Source organism: Candidatus Nitrosopumilus sp. (genome assembly GCF_028278985.1).
Classification (GTDB): Archaea; Thermoproteota; Nitrososphaeria; order Nitrososphaerales; family Nitrosopumilaceae; genus Nitrosopumilus.
In genome coordinates this window covers 1-18,589 of the sequence record NZ_JANQTA010000018.1, presented here as the reverse complement: position 1 = coordinate 18,589, position 18,589 = coordinate 1, and the positions used below count along the sequence as shown (strand labels likewise).

Annotated in this window: 18 protein-coding genes and 1 pseudogene; 9 read left to right on the top strand and 10 right to left on the bottom strand. The window is 33.6% G+C overall.

All coding sequences use genetic code 11. The features are described 5' to 3' along the window. The first annotated feature begins 74 nt into the window (after nt 1-74). Nucleotides 75-1,037: an ABC transporter ATP-binding protein gene (locus tag Q0941_RS05900; RefSeq protein WP_299292176.1), complete on the top strand. Its 963-nt coding sequence runs from the start codon at nt 75-77 to the stop codon at nt 1,035-1,037. Here Q0941_RS05900 and Q0941_RS05895 read toward each other — a convergent pair. Continuing rightward, a complete protein-coding gene (locus Q0941_RS05895; RefSeq protein WP_299292175.1) occupies nt 1,034-4,558 on the bottom strand; it encodes a chromosome segregation SMC family protein in 3,525 nt (1,174 codons plus the stop codon). The genes Q0941_RS05900 and Q0941_RS05895 overlap by 4 nt on opposite strands. A gap of 173 nt (nt 4,559-4,731) precedes the next feature. Here Q0941_RS05895 and Q0941_RS05890 point away from each other — a divergent pair, with 173 nt between their 5' ends. Further along, a complete protein-coding gene (locus tag Q0941_RS05890; protein ID WP_299292174.1) occupies nt 4,732-5,463 on the top strand; it encodes a carbon-nitrogen hydrolase family protein in 732 nt (243 codons plus the stop codon). Here the strand turns inward: Q0941_RS05890 and Q0941_RS05885 are convergent, their stop codons facing one another. Then, nucleotides 5,464-6,558: an inositol-3-phosphate synthase gene (locus Q0941_RS05885; protein WP_299292173.1), complete on the bottom strand. Its 1,095-nt coding sequence runs from the start codon at nt 6,556-6,558 to the stop codon at nt 5,464-5,466. It abuts the gene before it with no gap. 94 nt (nt 6,559-6,652) lie between these two features. Between Q0941_RS05885 and Q0941_RS05880 the strand changes: the two genes are divergently transcribed. Further along, entirely contained in the window at nt 6,653-7,594 is a 942-nt protein-coding gene (locus tag Q0941_RS05880; protein ID WP_299292172.1) for a deoxyhypusine synthase, read from the top strand. Between the two features lie 13 nt (nt 7,595-7,607). Here the strand turns inward: Q0941_RS05880 and Q0941_RS05875 are convergent, their stop codons facing one another. The 4 genes from Q0941_RS05875 to Q0941_RS05860 form a co-directional block, all read right to left on the bottom strand. Then, nucleotides 7,608-8,015, bottom strand: a complete 408-nt coding sequence (locus Q0941_RS05875) for a helix-turn-helix domain-containing protein (protein ID WP_299292171.1) — start codon at nt 8,013-8,015, stop codon at nt 7,608-7,610. Between the two features lie 234 nt (nt 8,016-8,249). After that, on the bottom strand, nt 8,250-8,909 hold the full coding sequence (locus Q0941_RS05870; RefSeq protein ID WP_299292170.1) for a bifunctional precorrin-2 dehydrogenase/sirohydrochlorin ferrochelatase: 660 nt from the start codon (nt 8,907-8,909) through the stop codon (nt 8,250-8,252). Nucleotides 8,910-8,917: 8 nt separating this feature from the next. Continuing rightward, nucleotides 8,918-9,958, bottom strand: a complete 1,041-nt coding sequence (locus tag Q0941_RS05865) for a WD40 repeat domain-containing protein (RefSeq protein ID WP_299292169.1) — start codon at nt 9,956-9,958, stop codon at nt 8,918-8,920. Continuing rightward, complete coding sequence (locus Q0941_RS05860; RefSeq protein WP_299292168.1) at nt 9,946-11,328, bottom strand: GTP-binding protein; 1,383 nt, start codon at nt 11,326-11,328, stop codon at nt 9,946-9,948. Before Q0941_RS05860 ends, Q0941_RS05865 begins: the two co-directional genes overlap by 13 nt. A gap of 369 nt (nt 11,329-11,697) precedes the next feature. On the opposite strand from Q0941_RS05860, the gene dcd reads away from it, so the two are divergent. The 3 genes from dcd to Q0941_RS05845 all read left to right on the top strand — a co-directional run bounded on the left by dcd (nt 11,698) and on the right by Q0941_RS05845 (nt 14,348). Continuing rightward, nucleotides 11,698-12,249 (top strand): dCTP deaminase, encoded by a 552-nt coding sequence (dcd, locus tag Q0941_RS05855; RefSeq protein WP_299292167.1) that lies wholly within the window; start codon nt 11,698-11,700, stop codon nt 12,247-12,249. A gap of 186 nt (nt 12,250-12,435) precedes the next feature. After that, entirely contained in the window at nt 12,436-12,690 is a 255-nt protein-coding gene (locus tag Q0941_RS05850; protein ID WP_299292166.1) for a hypothetical protein, read from the top strand. Nucleotides 12,691-12,710: 20 nt separating this feature from the next. Continuing rightward, nucleotides 12,711-14,348, top strand: coding sequence for a FeoB small GTPase domain-containing protein (locus Q0941_RS05845; RefSeq protein WP_299292165.1), 1,638 nt, complete (start codon nt 12,711-12,713; stop codon nt 14,346-14,348). On the opposite strand, the gene Q0941_RS05840 is transcribed toward Q0941_RS05845, so the two are convergent. Then, a complete protein-coding gene (locus tag Q0941_RS05840) occupies nt 14,345-15,151 on the bottom strand; it encodes a hypothetical protein (protein WP_299292164.1) in 807 nt (268 codons plus the stop codon). The genes Q0941_RS05845 and Q0941_RS05840 overlap by 4 nt on opposite strands. Nucleotides 15,152-15,160: 9 nt before the next feature. Then, on the bottom strand, nt 15,161-15,334 hold the full coding sequence (locus Q0941_RS05835) for a hypothetical protein (protein ID WP_299292163.1): 174 nt from the start codon (nt 15,332-15,334) through the stop codon (nt 15,161-15,163). A 102-nt stretch (nt 15,335-15,436) separates the two neighbouring features. Here Q0941_RS05835 and Q0941_RS05830 point away from each other — a divergent pair, with 102 nt between their 5' ends. The 3 genes from Q0941_RS05830 (at nt 15,437) to Q0941_RS05820 (ending at nt 17,980) form a co-directional block, all read left to right on the top strand. Further along, nucleotides 15,437-16,531, top strand: coding sequence for an NAD(P)/FAD-dependent oxidoreductase (locus Q0941_RS05830; RefSeq protein WP_299292162.1), 1,095 nt, complete (start codon nt 15,437-15,439; stop codon nt 16,529-16,531). A 64-nt stretch (nt 16,532-16,595) separates the two neighbouring features. Further along, complete coding sequence (locus Q0941_RS05825; RefSeq protein ID WP_299292161.1) at nt 16,596-17,309, top strand: PAC2 family protein; 714 nt, start codon at nt 16,596-16,598, stop codon at nt 17,307-17,309. Nucleotides 17,310-17,353: 44 nt separating this feature from the next. Further along, on the top strand, nt 17,354-17,980 hold the full coding sequence (locus Q0941_RS05820; RefSeq protein ID WP_299292160.1) for a LysE family transporter: 627 nt from the start codon (nt 17,354-17,356) through the stop codon (nt 17,978-17,980). Here the strand turns inward: Q0941_RS05820 and Q0941_RS05815 are convergent. Together Q0941_RS05815 and Q0941_RS05810 are read right to left on the bottom strand one after the other, a co-directional pair. Then, entirely contained in the window at nt 17,966-18,223 is a 258-nt protein-coding gene (locus tag Q0941_RS05815; RefSeq protein WP_299292159.1) for a hypothetical protein, read from the bottom strand. The genes Q0941_RS05820 and Q0941_RS05815 overlap by 15 nt on opposite strands. Next, nucleotides 18,186-18,589, bottom strand: a pseudogene (locus Q0941_RS05810) (DNA-binding protein); the annotation flags it as partial. The gene Q0941_RS05815 and the pseudogene Q0941_RS05810, both read right to left, overlap by 38 nt.

The following is an 18,589-nucleotide window of genomic DNA, read 5'->3' as shown; positions in this document are numbered from 1 at the left end:
ACATAAATGCTTTATCCCAATTAATCACGCATAAATCATATTTCTTGATATAGTTCTTCTTACAAGAGTCACTTGTGGATGAAATTCTAAAGATTGAACATTTGAAAAAATATTTTGTTAAAAAAGGGATGTTTGGAACAGAATCCACCATTAAAGCAACCGATGATGTTTCATTTTCATTAAACAAGGGCGAAGTATTTGTTCTTGCAGGAGAATCAGGCTCTGGAAAATCAACCATTGCAAAATTAATCTTAAAATCAATTCCATCAGATTCTGGAAAAATATTTTTTGAAGGAAAGGAAATCAGTAAAAATAAACAGAATTTAGAATACATTCGAATGAATTGCCAAATGATTCATCAAGATCCATATGATTCCATCAATCCTAGAATGAAAATAGGAGACATTGTAGTTGAGCCATTAGAAATTCACAATGTAGGAGACAAAGATGCAAGAAAGAAAAGAGTCATCGAAGTATTGCAAGAAGTAAAACTAGAACCAGCTGATCAAATCATAAAGAAATATCCACATATGCTATCTGGTGGACAAAGACAAAGAGTAGTTTTAGCTAGAGCACTAGCACTAAAACCAAAAGTAATTCTTGCAGATGAACCAGTTTCAATGTTAGATGTATCCATTAGAGCTGAAATGCTAGAATTAATGCACGAATTGCAAGAAAAATACGAAATATCATTTATCTATATCACACATGATTTGGCAACAGCCAGATATTTTGGGCAAAAAATTGCAATCTTGTATTTAGGAAAAATTGTCGAGATGGGACCAATTGATGATGTACTACTATCTCCAAAACACCCATACACACAGGCACTAATTGATGCTATTTCAGAACCAAATCCTGAAAATCTCCATAAAGAAAAGAAAATTCGAATTCTAGAGCCTACAGAAATCAAAGATTTAGGAGGATGCAGATTCAAAGCAAGATGCCCTTATGCAATTGAAAAGTGTGATACAGAACCAGAGTTAGAAGAAATTGAAAATATGCATCATACTGCATGTTATGTTAAACTAGACTAGCTTGTTTTGACTGAAGGCATTCGCTTATCTTTGTATGTCACAACATTTGAGACACCATTTTTTGGGAAGACACCATAAATCAATTTGGCTTTTTGAACTACAGAGTCTTTTAATGAAACCATAATGAATTGACTTTCTTTTGATCTTTCTTCTAGAATGTTAGATAGTCTTTCAGAGTTTGGAGCATCAAGGTGTGCATCAACTTCATCAAACAAGTAAAATGGAGATGGTTTTAATTTTTGAAGTGCAAGTACAAAGACAATTGCAGCTAGTGTTTTTTCACCACCACTAATTGAGGTAGATTCTCTTTTCGGTTTGTTTGGGAACTGTATTAAATAAGATATTCCAGAATTGAAAATATCATCTTCATTTTGTAATTCTAACCAAGCATTTCCACCAGTCATCTTGTTGAAGATTAATCGGATCTCTTTGTCAACTTTATCAAATGCGTCCAAGAATGTTTGACGTTTGTCTTTTTCGATATCTTCAATGAATTTAACAATAGAATTTCTTTCTTCTTCAAGTGAATTTTTCCTGGTTGACATTGAACGGTATCCATGAGATACCTCAAGATATGTTTCAGGAGCTTTTGCATTTAGTGCATTAAGCGAATTTAGTTCTGCAGTTAATTCCTGAACAATTCCATCAACATCAAAGGTTTCCATATCTTTGTCAAATCCAAATGCCGTCAAAATTTGCTGTAATTTAGCCTCATTTTCTATCAAATCTTTCAAATCACGATTAAGAGAATCAGATTGCCTTTCTAGCGTGTTAATTTGTTTAGTAAGGTCACGGTCTTGATCAGTCAATGTTTTTAATTTGTCATCAAATTCTTTTAGTTGTCCAATAGAAGAACCAGATGTTTCAATGAGTTCTTGTTCTTTTTCTCTTAATTGAACCAAAACTTCATTTTTAGATTCTTTTTGTGTTTCTAGCTCTTGAATTTTTGTTTGCAGTTCCTGTTTTTCAGAATTTAGTGAGTTTTCTTCATCATGAAGACGATTAGATTGTGATTGTTCTCGGTTATCTTGGGTTTGCAAAGTTGTTAATTGTGCGGATTTATCTCTAAATTCGTTCATAATTGTAGTGTAGAGTTTCTCAACATTAGCTTTCTTTAGATTGATTTTTGAAAGTTCATTTGCTATTCTTGTCTGTTCACCGCTAGCGTAATTTTCTTCCATGATTGTTATTCTTTCATTTAACGAGTCTACATGAGATTCATTTGTCAAGACTTCAGAATCAATAGAATCATTTCTAGATTTTAATTCAGAAATTCTTTGTTTTAATTGCTCTTTCATGGTTTGGGCTGAAGTGATTCTTGATTTCAAATTAGAATAATTTTCATTAGTTGAAGTAAGAGATTTTTCAGATATAGATAATCTTTCAGAATAAGACTGGATAGAATCTTCTAATTTCTTTAGAGAGTATTTTTTCTTTTGAAGATATTTTTTGATAATACCTATAGATTGGAATAAGCCATCAATATCACCACTCATAGAAATTAATTTTGTAAGTTTTGAAATCTTTGAATTAATATCAATTACAACAGTTCCTCCTTTTGCCTCAAAATATTCACCATCCATAGTTACTGCTTTGTATCCATTTTGAGAAACTGCATATGCTGATTCACGAGTTTCAGTAAGGACAATATTTCCAAACAAGAAGGTTTTGAGTGCAGAATAGGCATCATTACACTTTACATAGTCAGAAAGCACGCCTAAAACCCCTGATTCCTTGGGCAAATCCAATTTGAATTTTGGAATTGCATCAAGAGGTATGATTTTTAATTTTGGTAATTTTTTACCACGAGCAACTTCTGCAATTCCCAACAATGTTGCAAAGTCTTTTACGACAATTGCCTTTATCCAATCAGAACTAACAGCTAGGACAGAACGCTCGTATTTCTTATCCCAAGAAATCATTTCATAAACTAAACCTTCTATTCCAAGTTTATCAGCATCTTCTTTTAATTTTGCAACAGTATAATCTTCATGCATGAAACCTTTGACAGTTTTTATTTTTGATTCATATTGTGTTGCGGCCTTACTTGATTTTTCTAGTATTAAGGATAGTTCATCCATGTCATTATTAATTTTGGATTTTCGTATGTGTAATTTTTTAATTCTTGATTTTAATTCTACAATTGTTGCATCATGATTTTTAACCATAGATTCAAGTTGATCCCTATAACCAGTTAGCTTTACAACATCATTTTCAATGTCAGTAAACTTTTCTGAATTTGTTTTGATTTTTATTTCAGATTCATCTTTTTCATGTTGAATTTTTGATAACTTTAGTTTTGCAGAGTTCAATTGATCAGTAAGAGATTGAATTTTGTTATCAATTTCTGACTTTTTTGCTGCAGCTTCAGATTGTTCTGTAAGAATTTTATTTCTTTGTGAATCAACAACTTCCATGTCATCATTAATTTTATCTTTCTTTACATTTGTTTCATCAATTGATTCTTTAATTTTTAAAATTTGTGTATCGATATCACTTCGTGCATTGTGAATTCCATCAAGTTCTAATTTTATTTCAGGAATTCTATTTTCTATTTGTTCAACTCTTTTCTTAGATGCAGAAATTGCACTGTTATCAATTTCATATTGTTCCATTGCAGAACTGATTTCTGAATCAAGTGCAGCTTTAGCTTGAGTGTAATCATTTGCCTCTGCCATTAATTTTGATTTTTCAGTTTCCAAGGATTCAATTTCAGTTCTCAAAGTCTTTCTCTCATCATCTAATTTTGTGACTTCAGAAATAATTTCACGTAGTGTTCCTTCTTTAGTAGATTTTTGAGCAGAAATTACCTTCATTCTGTTTGCAGCAGAAATTGCTTTGTACCTGTTTAATTCACGCTCAAGCACATCATGACGGAGTTTTTGGTTACGTTCTTCTTCAAGCTCATCAATTCTTTTCTTGATTTCTCCCATTTTTGCAAGAGCAATCTCCAATCTTCTATCAGCTTCATCTAGCTGTTTTACAGCCTCTGTCTTTTTTTCATCAAAGTAAGATAGACCAATCAAATCTTCGATTGTCTTTCTTTTTTCTTCAGAAGTAAATTCAGAGATTCTTGTCACAGTTCCTTGTTGGACAGCATTGAGTTGGCCCAATCCGGCATTTGCCATATCAAGGAGATCAAGGATATGACTTCGATTAGTTTTCTTTTTGTTTAGATAGTATGTGTTATCACCTTGCTCATCAAGTTCTCTTGTAATTTCTACAATATCAGAGTCAACTGGAATTTTTCTATCAGAATTATCAAAGTGTACACTGGAACGAGCCATTTTTGGTCCGCGTCTAGTACCCTCAATATCATGAATCAATGAACGTAATTTGTCAACTCTCATAACTTTGGGTTTGTTTTCACCCATTGCAAAAATAATGGCATCCAAGATGTTACTTTTTCCTGAACCATTAGGCCCTGAGATCGATACTAGGCCAGGTTCAAAATTTACAGTAGTATTTTTGAATCCAAATGATTTGAAACCGAAGATCTCGACTTTTTTAACATGAACCAATAGGAATAATTTCACTTTATGTAGGATAATCGATGGTTAACAAGTTTAGTTGACATAATTGCATAATTTTTCTTGTTGTATTATGATATTTTTCGTAGTGGTGGTTATACTGAAATCAAAAGTGATCGACTATTCATGCCTACTTATAATTATGAAGTTGATTTTGTTATTACATGCCAAAGATAGGAATGGTTCAGACTGTAAACTATTCTACAAATGAAATTGGAATATCCAAGGTTGCAAATATCTTGCAAAAACTAGGCAAGAAAGAAACCGAAATTGTATGCCTGCCAGAGCAGTGGCTCAAAAACAATATTATTTCAGATTTTGATTCAGAATTTGCTCAATTCAAAAAAATAGCAAAGGACTATGGCATGACGATTATTCCAGGTGCATTTTACACAAAAAATGTCACACATATCATATCCCCAGTAATTGGACCCAAAGGAGACATCATAGGGCATCAGAAGAAAATCCATCCTTTTGACTATGAAATTGACACAGTCAAGCCTGGAAAAGAGGCTAAAATCTTCAAAACTGCCTGTAAATTTGGCATCATAATTTGTTATGACATGGTCTTTCCAAAGGTAGCAAACGCTTTGGCCAAAAAAGGAGCGCAGATTCTACTCTCACCCAGCAGAATTGTTAGACGAGGAATAGAACCATGGCACATGTATGTTCAGGTAAGAGCATTGGAGAATAGAATTCCAATTCTGGCTGCAAATGTAGAGAATAGAAGGTTTGGAGGACAAAGCATTATGATAGATTTGTCTGAAAAAAATAAAGTTGTCAACACAAAGGTAACAAAACTGAAAGGAGAAAATCAGATTGTAAAAGATTTCAATCTAGATAAACTAGTCAAAAGCAGAAAGAAGAGATTTTCTGATTCTAATAATTTTAAGTGATTATTCGCCTGCTACAAACTTTTCACAAGCTTGTTTTGCTGCAACATCAGATGTTTGTTCAATTGGATGTTTCATCAGATATGCACTAGCAGGTTTGATTGGGCCGCCTACACCTCTATCAAGTGCAATCTTTGCCAATCTAACTGCATCAATTACAATACCAGCAGAGTTTGCCTTATCATCAACATCTAGACGAACTTCCATATTGTATGGTATGTTTGCCCATTGGCGTCCTTCAATTCTCATAAACATCAATTTTGTATTCCCCAAAAATGGAATAAAGTCAGAAGGTCCGACATAGATTTGATCATCATCTAATCTCTCATCCAGTTGACTCTGAACACTTTCAGTCTTTGAAATTTTCTTTGAGACCAATCGGTCTTGTTCTTTCATGTTTAGGAAATCAGTGTTGCCTCCAACATTGATTTGGTATGTTTTTTCAATCTTTGTTCCTCTATCATTACAAAGTTTTGCTAATGTTCTGTGAACAATTGTAGCACCGACTTGTCCTTTGATATCATCACCAATACACGGAATGTTTTTCTCTTCAAACTTTTTGGCCCATTCTGGGTCTGATGCAATAAAGGAAGGAATGCAATTAACAAAAGCAGTGTTTGTATCAAGACAAACTTGTGCCCAGAACTGGGTTACTTTGTCTGAACCTACTGGCAAATAAGATACAATAATTTCTGCACCAGTATCCTTGATTATTTTTTTAGCCTCTTCAGCAATTTGTTCATCAGATTTTTCGCTCTTGATTGGTTTGACTCTATTTTCAACCCACAATCCGACTCCATCTAAAACTGGACTTTCAAAGACTTTGGCATCTGTTTTTGGCATGTCATCTTTTGGAATCCAGTCAACCATGTTTGGATACTCATAGATAGCTTCATTGATTGGTTTTCCAACTTTATTTTCACCTACATCAAATCCACAGACAAAGTCAATGTCATGAATTCCATAACCTGCTAACTTGTCATGAATAATTCCAATTACTTCTTGTGATGGATTTTTACGATAATATTCAATTCCTTGAATTAAACCAGAAAAACAATTTCCTATTCCTACTAAACCAACCTTGATTCTACCTGACATTCGAAATTTGGTGTTATTGGGCGGGTTTAAAGTTTTCTTGGAGGATTACAAAGTTTAAGGCAGGATTTTATAGTTGGATTCAACGAAGAAGATCATGATAGATCCCGGTCGTCCTGTAAAAGATATCCAAATCAATTCAGACACTCCAATTGAAAAAATATTTGAAGAGTTGTCCCAATCAGGAGGATTTGAATCAGTCAATCTATCTGATGGATTAGAGATTTTAACAAAAATGATTTCAGATGAAAAGTGTTTGAAATTTGTGTCATTTGTAGGAGCTGTAGTATCAACTGGACTTAGAGGAATTATCAAAGACATGATCAAAAACAAGTGGTTTGATGTTGCAATTACTACATGTGGAGCACTAGATCATGACATTGCAAGGCATTTTTCACATTACAAGGAAGGTGCATTTACAATGGATGATAATGAGTTAGCTGATCAAAATATCCACAGACTAGGAAACGTTCTAGTTCCAATGGATAGTTACGGTCCATTAATTGAAGAAAAGATGCAGGCATTTTTAGAAGAAGAGTATCAAAATGGAGTAAAAGAAATGAATACTGCTGAAATTTGTAAGATGATTGGCAAGCATCTTGGCGAGGACTCATTTCTTTATTGGGCATACAAAAATGACGTTAGCGTAGTTGTTCCAGGAATAATGGATGGGGCAGTTGGAAGTCAGATTTGGTTATTTACACAAAAACATAATGATTTCAAATTAAACATGGCAGGAGATGCAGATTTGCTTTCAGGATATATTTTCAAAGCCGAAAAATCAGGAGCATTCATGATTGGGGGAGGAATTTCAAAACATCACACATTATGGTGGAATCAATACAGAGAAGGACTGGATTATGCATTTTACATAACAACTGCTCAAGAATTTGATGGAAGTCTTAGTGGTGCACTAGTCAGAGAAGCAATTTCCTGGGGTAAAGTAACTCAGAAAGCCAGACAATCAACACTACATGCAGAAGTTACAACAATTTTGCCTTTCATTTATTCAGCATTACTGTCCAAATTAAGAAAATAATTTTTGAGTTGTTCTAGTCAATTATTGGCAAGGTGTTTCCATAGACCTGTTTAAACGTACGAGGCTTTGCGTCTTTAAAAATATCATCGCAACAAAATTTCATTGAAAATTTTGCCATCTCTTCTAAGATAGGTTGAAGTGCTCTTCCTTTATTGGTTAACGAGTATTCGATTTTGACAGGATTGCCTTTTGTGATATTTTTTTCAATTAATCGTTCTTTCTCCATTTCACGTAATCTAGCAGATAATGTGTTAGGGTTAATCCCTTCAATTGAATTTAGTAATTCGTTAAACCTGTTTTGATCAAGTATCACCATGTTTCGTAGAATATGAATAGTAAATTTTTTGCCAATAATTCTAAAAGTATTATCAATTGGTTCATTTTTGCAAGTTTCTGGTAGAAAATCTATAATTCGTGGCAACTTAACAAAACCTAACCTACTATAGTTATTGACACTTGACTGTTTATTAACTTAACTTTCTATAGTTACTATAGGAAAATGAGTGGAGGTGAAGGCATGACAGACGAATGTAAATGTACTTGCACATGTGGCAGTTCATGTAACAATGACAATAGTTGTAATTGTACTTGTGGATAACCACTTGTTCTTTTTTTATTTAATACAAAACTTGAATGTCAATTTCAAGAAGATAAACTAATTTTGTACCCACAAATCAAACAGTACTTTGATTTGCTTTTTTGCGTCAGCTAGTTTTCCTGTTTTTAGACTTCGATTGAGTTTCTTATCATCCATCAGGCTATACATGAATTCTCTTCGCTCATCGGCAGTTTGAATTTTCGTTTTAGCCAGATCCCTAGCATATTCATGAATTCGAATGTAGTTCAGATATTCTTTTTTTATTATTTTTTTAAAGATTTTTTCTGATTCAATTCTTATCTTTTTTGACATTATTGGGCTTTTTCCCTTAGTAGATATTGCAATTTGCACCAAGTTTTCTATGTTGATAAGTGATGGATGAGAAAAATCACTGAATGATGGATCATCTACTGTATAACCATAACAATTCATGGCTTTTGCCTTTTCGTAAATTTTTCTATTAAGTTCTTTATCTTCAGTTGTAGCCATTATCATAACTGGGTCATATTTTTCTAAAAAATCCAAATTTTTTATTTTCAATTTCTTAAAAGTAATCTTTTTTTGTTTAACATATTTCTGAATTTCTTTATTGGATTCTTCACTGAAAACCAAAATCTTACAATCTTGTGTTAGTAGTGATTTTAACTTCAACATTCCTTCAAAACCACTTCCAATGAGAATTACGTGACCTCCCTTTAGATCCAAATCAACAATCATTTTTTCACTTAACCTCTAGGTGATTTCCAAATTCTTACTTTGCCATCTTCACTGCACACTACAAGAGAAGAACCATCCTTTGACCATTCTAATTGGCTTATTGCTCCATCCACTTCAAAGACAAGTCTTGGTTTTTCAGGAACTGTTGGTCTCCAAAATAGAATCGAGCCATCCTTAGTACCAGAAACTAAAAGATCTCCATTATTTTGGTAAGACATTTGTGTAATTCTTCTATCATCTCTAAGAACTTTAGCCTCTTTTCCTTCTGGCCCCTTACCTGAAAAATCCCAAATCACAATCATGCTACCTCCGGCAGAGGCAAGGTTTCTTCCATTTTTACTCCAAGATAAATGAGTCACTTTTGTCTCGTATCCATTTATTTCAAAATGTGAATCATCCGTAGGGGGTAACTCCCAACCACCCAGTGAACCTTCTTGTGTACCAGCAACAATCCATTTTCCACTTGAATGCCAAGACAAAGATACCAAAGAGCTTGGATAAGGTAAGGTTGTCTTAGGTTCATCTACACCAATTAGAAAAATCAAAATTTTTCCATAAGATGTAGTTGCAATCTCGGTACCATTTGCATTCCATTGAAATGCAGTAATAGTACTTGGATGTTCCTTGTATTCTTGAAACAGATTACCATCTGAACTCCAAATTTTTAGAATCTTACCTGCTGCAGATGCAATATAATCGCCATTAGGAGACCAAGACACATGCTCAACCCACTGAGAACCTCCTTTCAATGTCTTGGTAATTTTTTGGGTTTTAACATTCCAAATCTTGACATGACCATCTTGTCCTACAGATGCTAGTTTGGAATTATCAGGAGACCAGCTAATTTCCATGGTTCCAAATTCATGACCGTCCAAAGTTTTTTCTTCACCATTTTTGGAATTAAAAATCTTAATCGGTCCTGAAACTAATGCAACTGCTACAAACATTCCATCATAAGACCATTTCACATTAGATGCAAAATCAGATATCTCAAAAACCCAACGTTCTATGCTATCTGATTTTTTTTCTTCATTTTTTAGATTAGACATGAACTAAATCCTTTTGTGATTTCTTCTCGATTCAGATTTCGTCCGATGAATACAAGATTGTTTATTCTCTGTTCATTTTCTTCCCATTGTCTATCAGATGTAACATCAAGTAACATGTGTACGCCTTGGAAAATGATTCTATCATCTCTATCTTTAATGCTAACAATTCCCTTTGAGCGGAAGATGTCAGTTCCTTTTGTTCGTAAAAGATCTCCTAACCACTCATTAAATTTGTTGTAATCAACAGAACCAGGAATGTCTATTCCAATTGAAGAAACGGTATTGTCGTGAGTGTGACTATGAGGATAAATCTTTGTTTCTAGTGGCTCTTTAACTTGTTCACCATCTAAAATTGTCATTTCATACTCTGAAGGAAGATGTTCTGTAAATATTGCATATGTATCTGAATCAGAATTTTCAATTTTGAATTTTATTTTTGATGAACCCTCTTCAGGAAATGTGAATTTTATTGGATTTTCGGATTGAGTGAACGTATCCTCGTTAGCATATGGGCCAATATTATTGGAAAATGTTCTCACACCCATATCTTTGATTGATTCCATGTCATCTGATTCCTTAACAGGAATTACTGCCATGTTAATAGATGGGTCAGGTCCTTCTTTGAAATTAATCTCATAAAGACCGTTTGAAATTTTGTATTTTCCAATCCATTCAAAGGGTAAATCTTCCTTAAGGAAATCTGGCTTGCGTTCTAATTTTCCTTTTAGATCAAATGATTTTACATTTAGAATCTTTTCAAGTTCTACTTCAGAATTTTGTGTTCGGTAAATTTTAACCAATGAATTCATAGAATAGATTTTTTGTTCTAACTTGTCTATCTCAGCAGGTGTAACAAGGTCTGTTTTATTTAGTAAAATAATATCTGCAAAGGCGATTTGTTCTTGGCATTCACTACTATCATCAATATGTTGCCAAACATGTTTTGCATCAACAACTGTAACTATTGCGTCAAGATCAAAACTATCTTTTGTATCATCATCAACAAAGAATGTTTGGGCAACTGGTGATGGGTCTGCCATACCGGTTGTTTCAATTAAAATATAATCAAATTTGTCTTTTCTTTTCATTAGGTTTCCTAAAACTCTAATAAGATCTCCTCTAACAGTGCAGCAAATACAACCATTACTCATCTCAAAAATTTCTTCATCTGCACCAACTACTAACTCATTATCAATTCCAATTTCTCCAAATTCATTTTCGATTACTGCAATTCGTTTTCCATGTTCTTTTGTTAGAATATAATTTAGTAAAGTGGTTTTCCCAGAACCTAGAAATCCAGTAACTACAGTAACTGGAACACGATAATCACTAGGACGAACTGTTTCTACTTGTTGATTGGTATCACTCATAGATCAACCAATTATTAAGTATTATATAATTCTTAATAATAATTATTATAAGCACTTAAATTATTATTATCATTAGTCGTCGACGTGCAATATCTCGAAAAGAAAATCATATCGAATCAAAAATCAAAACAAGATACGAAATACCTGTTAAATGAAATTCAAATAATTGTTAGAGGCATTTACAAATGAAAAATAACCTAGACTCAACAAAAGAGGACCATAGTTTCACTATAGATTATTGGAAATGTCCATGCGGAAAAATAAACAGCAATCATTCTGAAATTTGCATAAAATGTGGTAAAGAACGTCCTGTATTGTGTACAATAGAAAAAATTGGTTATTGAAAATGTCGAGGTGTAAGTAAACAGTATGATCAAAAATGACAGATGGATAAAAAAACAAGCATTAGAAAATGGGATGATAGAACCCTTTGAACAAGCACAGATGAGAGACGATGCAATTTCATATGGAGTTTCGTCTTTTGGATATGATTTGCGGGTATCTGATGAGTTTAAGATTTTTACAAATGTGAACAATTCAATAATTGACCCAAAAAATTTCAGTTCTGAATCTTTTGTTGATTTTAAAGGACCAGTGTGTATCGTCCCTCCAAATTCATTTGCACTTGCACGTAGTGTTGAATATTTCAAAATCCCAAAAAATGTAATGACTGTATGTCTTGGAAAATCAACTTATGCTAGATGTGGAATTATAGTTAATGTCACACCATTTGAACCTGAATGGGAAGGTCATGTAACTCTAGAGATATCAAATACAACCCCATTACCGGCAAAAATTTATGCAAATGAAGGCCTGGCTCAAGTCTTGTTTTTTGAAAGTGACGAAGAGCCCGAAACAACATACAAAGACAGAAAAGGAAAATATCAAAACCAAAAAGGAATAACTCTTCCAAAAGTTTGATCTGAAAATCCTACTTTGTTTAATTTACTATTCCTGTTAACACAAAATTAGAAAATGTTGTTTATTCTACAAGTCGGCAGGTGCCATTCTTAGAATTATTAGTAAATTAGTGATTTTTAATAATAAATATCAAATCTCATGGTATTTTTAATAATAGATAAATAGGGCGAGCCTAAAAGTGGGCATATGACAAAGATGATTCAAGTAAATCTTGACGTCCAAAACGTGGACCAAAACGAAGCACAAGAGTGGGCTAATGAAATCGTTAACGTCTATGCAGATATGGAGGTGGCAAATGTGAACGTATCTGGAAATAAAATCGCTTTCCAAGCTGGTTTTTCTGGCATGGATGATACAACTTCTGATGACATACAACAAAAAATCGAAGAGTATGCCACCATGACTGAAATATTTCAAATCAATAAGATATCATGTAGCTAGGTCCAATTCACATTTTTTTTATGACATATAATGAATATTTTCAATTTGCAGTAATTGGAAAAGAAGGAGTTGGAAAATCACAATTAATCTCCTCACTTACAGGAAAGTATGCTGAAAGTAGTAATCTTAAAGGTTCTACTGTTTCAAGAGAATCTTACAACAAAGATGAATACACCTTCATCGATACACCTGGGATTGTTTTTGACTCAGACAGCGAAACAACAAAGATTGCAATTTCATCAATGCAAGGAAACGACACGATATTGCTTGTTGCACGTGCCACAAACATTGACGATGATCTTGAATATTTTCTTCCATTAATCAAAAACAAAAAAGGAGTAATAATAGCAACAAATTGGGACAGAGTCAATTCAAAAAATGCTGCAACAAAACTGGAAAATCTAGAGCAAGATCTTAAAGTACCAATAATACCTGTTGATGCAAGAAGAATTACCGAATCTCAAAAAAGTAAAATTTTTGATGCTTTAGAGAATCCAAGAACATTTTCAAACAAAACATTTCATACAGGAATTTCAATTAAACCAAAACCAACAGTTCTGGAAAAAGAGCACATGGGAATTTTAATTGGATTGGCATTATTGCTTTCTCCATCTATTCTATCAGTTATTGGAGCAAATTATTTTGCAGACTTTGTTCATCCAATTATTTCAAATCTCCTTACTGTACCAATAGAATACCTGAATACGCTTCCATCGCCATTAAGAGATATTCTTGCAGGAGATTATGGATTCGTTTCTATGGGTCCATTTCTTTTTGTTTGGGCAGCTCCTGTAGTTGTAATATACGCAGTATTACTTGGAATTTACAAAGCTACAGGGTTGTTAGACAGAACATCATTAGCAATCCATCCTCTAGTAAAAAGAATCGGAGTCAGTGGAAGAGATGTAACTCGAATAGTTATGGGATTTGGTTGTAATGTACCGGCTGTCATCAGTAGTAGATCCTGTTCGAGTTGTTCAAGAGGTTCAACTGTTTCTGCAATTAGTTTTGGCTCTGCATGTTCGTATCAATTTGGTTCATCTATTGCGGTTTTTGCTGCTGCAGGAATGCCATGGTTGGTAACCCCATTCTTGCTTTATTTGACTGGAACTACAATTCTTTACACCAGACTAGTTAGCAGAAAGGAAAATCGCTTAAAGTTAAACATGCCAGTGATTGAAGGTCAAGTATTCTTTGAGAGGCCTTCATTTAGTTCAATTTGGAGAGAATCAAAGAGTAACATTAGTCAATTCTTTAAGATGGCACTTCCGATTTTCTTTGCAATCACATTTGTTGCATCCATCATAGATTGGATAGGTATTATTGATTATTTTGCAAATGAGATTGGTTTTCTAATGCAATTTTTCAATCTGCCTGAGGATTCAGCACTTGCAATAATTTTTGGATCTATTCGAAAAGACGGTTTGTTGCTACTTGCTGAACCAAGTCTAGTAAACTCACTTTCTGCAATACAGATTTTGACAGCAGTTTATCTTGCTGGAACCTTGCTTCCATGTATTGTAACTTTCTTGACAGTCATTCGTGAAATGTCATGGATATTTGCACTTAAAATGATAGGAAAACAGGTTGTTGCAGTAACTGCGTTTACATTACTGCTAGCACATTCAGATAAAATTTTGAAACTTGGTGGAATTTAGCAGGGTAATTCTTCCCAACTACAAGATGGACAGAATTTCATGTCTTCAGGATAGTTTTCACCACAGGCTCCACAAGTGTTCTTTGGCACAACAGAAGGCTGCTCAAAATTTGGTTGTACAGGTTCTGTTTCAATAACATCCTCAACGGGTTCCGGTTCAGAATTCTTTAGAATTTTTTCAAATTTTTCATTTAACTCTGACCACTTTTGATCTAAATAAAGAGACGATGTGCTAGATGAATTTGGAGACCGTAGAGATTTATCACGATATGATTGTCCACATGTTGCAACCACCCAATTTTCATATCGTTCTAACCACTTGATGGATTTCACAAGAAGTTGTAACATTAATGATGTTTCATCAGGAGTTTTGGGAATTGTACATTCTGGAAGCTGTTCTGGAGACCAGACATTGGATGGAAGTGAATTAATATCAAGTAATTTTGGGACAAATTCATGACGCCATAAATATAATCCATGATTTCCTGATGCAAATACCATTCCAAAACCCCACAGATGTATTTGATCATTTTTATCAGTAAATGAATACTGGCTACTTCCCTGTTCAGGTACGGGGGGTCTTTGTTTTGTAAAGCCATATTGTATCAAGAGGTTATTGGTATGAAGTATATCTTTTCCAATGCCATACAATTGTTTTGAGAATATACTTTTCCAGTTCTTTTGAATATATTTTGGGACGTATTTTGAATATAGCTCTTTATCCTCATCAGTAGAATTTTGTGTGGTTTTTAGATTTTCAACAAACTTGCCTGTTTTACTGTAGGGTTGATTTTCATCACTCATTGTCGGTAGTTATTTTTTTAGTTTTTCTGCTTGTTCTTTTCCAATCATACGAAATACTGTCAAACCTGTTTCAGAGCTCTTGCCTTTTAGTGCCCAACGCTTGTTTTTGAGTTGAACAACTTCGGGATCAATAATCTTGACTTTTTTTCTTGCTTTAACATCGTATGCTTCGTATTCTTCCATAGGAAATCTAAGGCATTTTTGTATATTAAGATTTAATGGAATCTTATTAATTGTTAATAAAATTATTTAACGTTTTAATAGTCTACGCACGAAACACAACCTATGTTCGAGGTAGTCGTAGTAGGTGCAGGGCCATCAGGAATAGGAATTGCAATAATTCTAAAAAAGATGGGAATTAATTTTACAGTTATAGAACGCAATGAAATAGGTAGTTCGTTTCTAAAATGGCCAAAGCAGATGAAGTTACTTACTCCCTCATTTTTCAGCAATACATTTAGAATGATAGATCTTAACGCTATCTCTTTTGATACATCTCCAGCTTTGACACTTCAAACAGAACATCCAAGTGGACATGAGTATGCAGCTTATCTCAAAAAACTTGCTGACCATTTTGAGTTACCTGTTCAAACTTGGACCAACGTAGATTCAGTTACAAAAACTAAAGAAGGATTTGTCATCAATACTGATAAAGGAAATATTGAAACACAAATCTTAGTTTGGTCTGGTGGTGAATTTCAATATCCAAAAGACAATACATTTCCAGGTTCAGAGCATTGTATCCATAACAGTCTGATTACCAATTGGGATGAAGTTCAGGGTGATGAATTTTTAGTTGTTGGGGGTTATGAAAGTGGTATGGATACGGCAATTAATTTGGCTGAAAGAAAAAAGCGTGTTCTAATTATTGACAAGGAAAACTTGCTTGAGAGTGAAGATATTGATCCTAGCAGAACAATATCACCATATACAAAAGACAGACTTAGAAGGGCTAATGCCAACAACACAATTGAATTTCATACTGGAAGAGTTATCAAAGTAGAAAAGAATCAAGATGAATATACAGTTTATACTGAACAAAAGAAAATTCCGTCAAAAACAAAACCAATTCTTGCAACAGGATTTGCAGGAAGTCTATCATTAATCAAAGAGTTGTTTGATTGGGAGGAAGGAAAAGCACAACTAAACTCATATGATGAATCTACAAAATCTCCAGGACTATATGTAACTGGTCCGTTGCTACAACAACACGATATGATTTTTTGCTTTATTTACAAATTTCAACAGAGATTTGCCGTAGTTGCAAATCATATTGCCATTAAATTAAGTAAAGATGTAGCATCAGTAGTTGAAGAATACAAGAAAGAAGGAATGTATCTTGATAATCTGAGCAGCATTGAAGATAAATGTGCCTGCTAAGAAATTATCATTAGCCGAAAAAAGTAGATAAAAACTATTATTCTATAATTTAGAAATTAAGATATTGTATCCAAGAATTAGAATTAAAGAACTTAAGCCAATTAATTTAGAAAACGGATACCTAATTGATGGATTTCCATCAGTAGGATTTAGCAGTGCCATTGCAACAGAATCAATGATTCATACATCACAATTTGAACAAGTAGGAATTATCGATTCAGATATTTTTCCTCCAATCAGTGTGGTAAAAGACGGAAAACCAAATTATCCAACTAGAATTTTTGTCAATGAAGATCTGAAAATTGGAGTCTTTTTGTCATATCTAACTCTTGATCAGTCATTGCATAGAATTACAGCTAAAACAATGCTAAAGTGGGCAAAGAAACACAAAATTGGATTAATTGTTAGCAGTGTTGCAATCAAATCACCTGATGGAAATGAAGAAATGATAGGAATTGGTAGTACAGATGCTGCCAGACAAAAAGTAAAGGATGCAGGACTCAAAGTTTTAGAACACGGCACTGTTCCTGGAATTCCAGGAATGCTTCTAAATGAAGGTAGTTTAAGCGGTCAAGATGTAATTGTGATAATTTTCCATACTGATGGAAATGGTCCAGATTTCAAATCAAGTGCACAACTTTGTATTGCAATGTCTCAATTAATTCCAGGAGCATCATGCAACATTCCATCATTACAGCAAGAGGCTGAAAAAGCTGAAGCAGTAATCAAAGAAACTGAAGAAGAATCAAAACATCTCAAAGATACAATGTATAGATAATTCTAAGCTTTATTTCATAACAAAATATCACAGATATGAGATAATTGATTCAAGTTTTTGAATTTGCATTAATTGTAATTGACATATCAGCCTCAGGAGTGATGGCACCAGGTCCACTTTTTGCTGCAAATATCACTTATGGATTGAAACAGGGGGCTCAGGCAGGAATCAAAATGGCCATTGGCCATACAATGGTGGAATTACCTTTAGTAATTTTGCTAGGAATTGGAGTTTTCTCTTTTGAAGCACTTCCTGAATTTAGAATAATAATTTCAATTTTAGGGGCCATTACATTGTTTGTCTTTGCAGGATTACAAATTAGAACGGTTTTCAAAAACAATCCAATTAACAGTAATTCAACTAGAGGCCCACTTTTAGCTGGTATTGCTTTTAGTGCACTAAATCCATTTTTCCTAATTTGGTGGCTGACTATTGGTTTCAAACTCATTTCAGATGCCATGTTGATCTGGGCATTTGGGGGAGTGCTCATCATGTTTGCATTACACATATGGATGGATTTTGCGTGGTTGGGAGCAGTTTCATATTTAGCATCTAAAAGTAGAAACATTCTTTCTAACAGAAATTACAAAATAGTAACGATTGGATTAAGTGCAATGTTAGTTTATTTTGGAATTAATTTTTTGAAAGAAGTAGATTTATCCACAATCTAAAATTTCAATTTTTGGCTCACATATTTCATTAAATGTGTCAATTCGTTCTACAATTTCTTCACAAAATTCAGGATCAAGTGTTTTTTCATACGAATTAATTTGTGAAATAATTTGAATATGAGATACGCCACATGAGTCATCAGAATTGAGTACAAGAATTAATGCAAATAAAGAAACAGAACCAATAATGATAAAATATTTTAAATTAGTTTTTTGAGATATCAATTTCCATTGTTGAAACATTACGTTGTTTTCCATCCTGGGATGTTAAAGAATCAGATGAGATTCTAACATCACTAACAACATAACCAACAGAATCCATTCTTTTTACAATCATTTGAGACACATCAACTGCTTGAGTGATTCTCTTTCCTCTAGCCTTGATAGTAACAGTATCCCTAGTAGAAAGTTGAGTCAAAGTGGCAGAAACATAAGTCATAATTGGTTTTGTGCCAACAAAAATCACATCTCGTTCTTCAACAGGTTTTGAATCAGTGTCACTGTCATTTTGGCCTGGTGTTGGTTCTGGTTCAGGTGTTGGTTCTGGTTCAGGTGTTGGTTCTGGTTCAGGTGTTGGTTCTGGTTCAGGTGTTGGTTCTGGTTCAGGTG

What these genes read in the sequence shown, in the direction of transcription:
- Q0941_RS05890 (WP_299292174.1), top strand. Translation starts at nt 4,732, where the DNA reads ATGCCAAAGATAGGAATGGTTCAGACTGTAAACTATTCTACAAATGAA.
- Q0941_RS05885 (WP_299292173.1), bottom strand. Translation starts at nt 6,558, where the DNA reads ATGTCAGGTAGAATCAAGGTTGGTTTAGTAGGAATAGGAAATTGTTTT.
- Q0941_RS05880 (WP_299292172.1), top strand. Translation starts at nt 6,653, where the DNA reads ATGATAGATCCCGGTCGTCCTGTAAAAGATATCCAAATCAATTCAGAC.
- Q0941_RS05870 (WP_299292170.1), bottom strand. Translation starts at nt 8,909, where the DNA reads ATGATTGTTGATTTGGATCTAAAGGGAGGTCACGTAATTCTCATTGGA.
- Q0941_RS05865 (WP_299292169.1), bottom strand. Translation starts at nt 9,958, where the DNA reads ATGTCTAATCTAAAAAATGAAGAAAAAAAATCAGATAGCATAGAACGT.
- Q0941_RS05860 (WP_299292168.1), bottom strand. Translation starts at nt 11,328, where the DNA reads ATGAGTGATACCAATCAACAAGTAGAAACAGTTCGTCCTAGTGATTAT.
- dcd (WP_299292167.1), top strand. Translation starts at nt 11,698, where the DNA reads ATGATCAAAAATGACAGATGGATAAAAAAACAAGCATTAGAAAATGGG.
- Q0941_RS05850 (WP_299292166.1), top strand. Translation starts at nt 12,436, where the DNA reads ATGACAAAGATGATTCAAGTAAATCTTGACGTCCAAAACGTGGACCAA.
- Q0941_RS05845 (WP_299292165.1), top strand. Translation starts at nt 12,711, where the DNA reads ATGACATATAATGAATATTTTCAATTTGCAGTAATTGGAAAAGAAGGA.
- Q0941_RS05840 (WP_299292164.1), bottom strand. Translation starts at nt 15,151, where the DNA reads ATGAGTGATGAAAATCAACCCTACAGTAAAACAGGCAAGTTTGTTGAA.
- Q0941_RS05835 (WP_299292163.1), bottom strand. Translation starts at nt 15,334, where the DNA reads ATGGAAGAATACGAAGCATACGATGTTAAAGCAAGAAAAAAAGTCAAG.
- Q0941_RS05830 (WP_299292162.1), top strand. Translation starts at nt 15,437, where the DNA reads ATGTTCGAGGTAGTCGTAGTAGGTGCAGGGCCATCAGGAATAGGAATT.
- Q0941_RS05815 (WP_299292159.1), bottom strand. Translation starts at nt 18,223, where the DNA reads ATGTTTCAACAATGGAAATTGATATCTCAAAAAACTAATTTAAAATAT.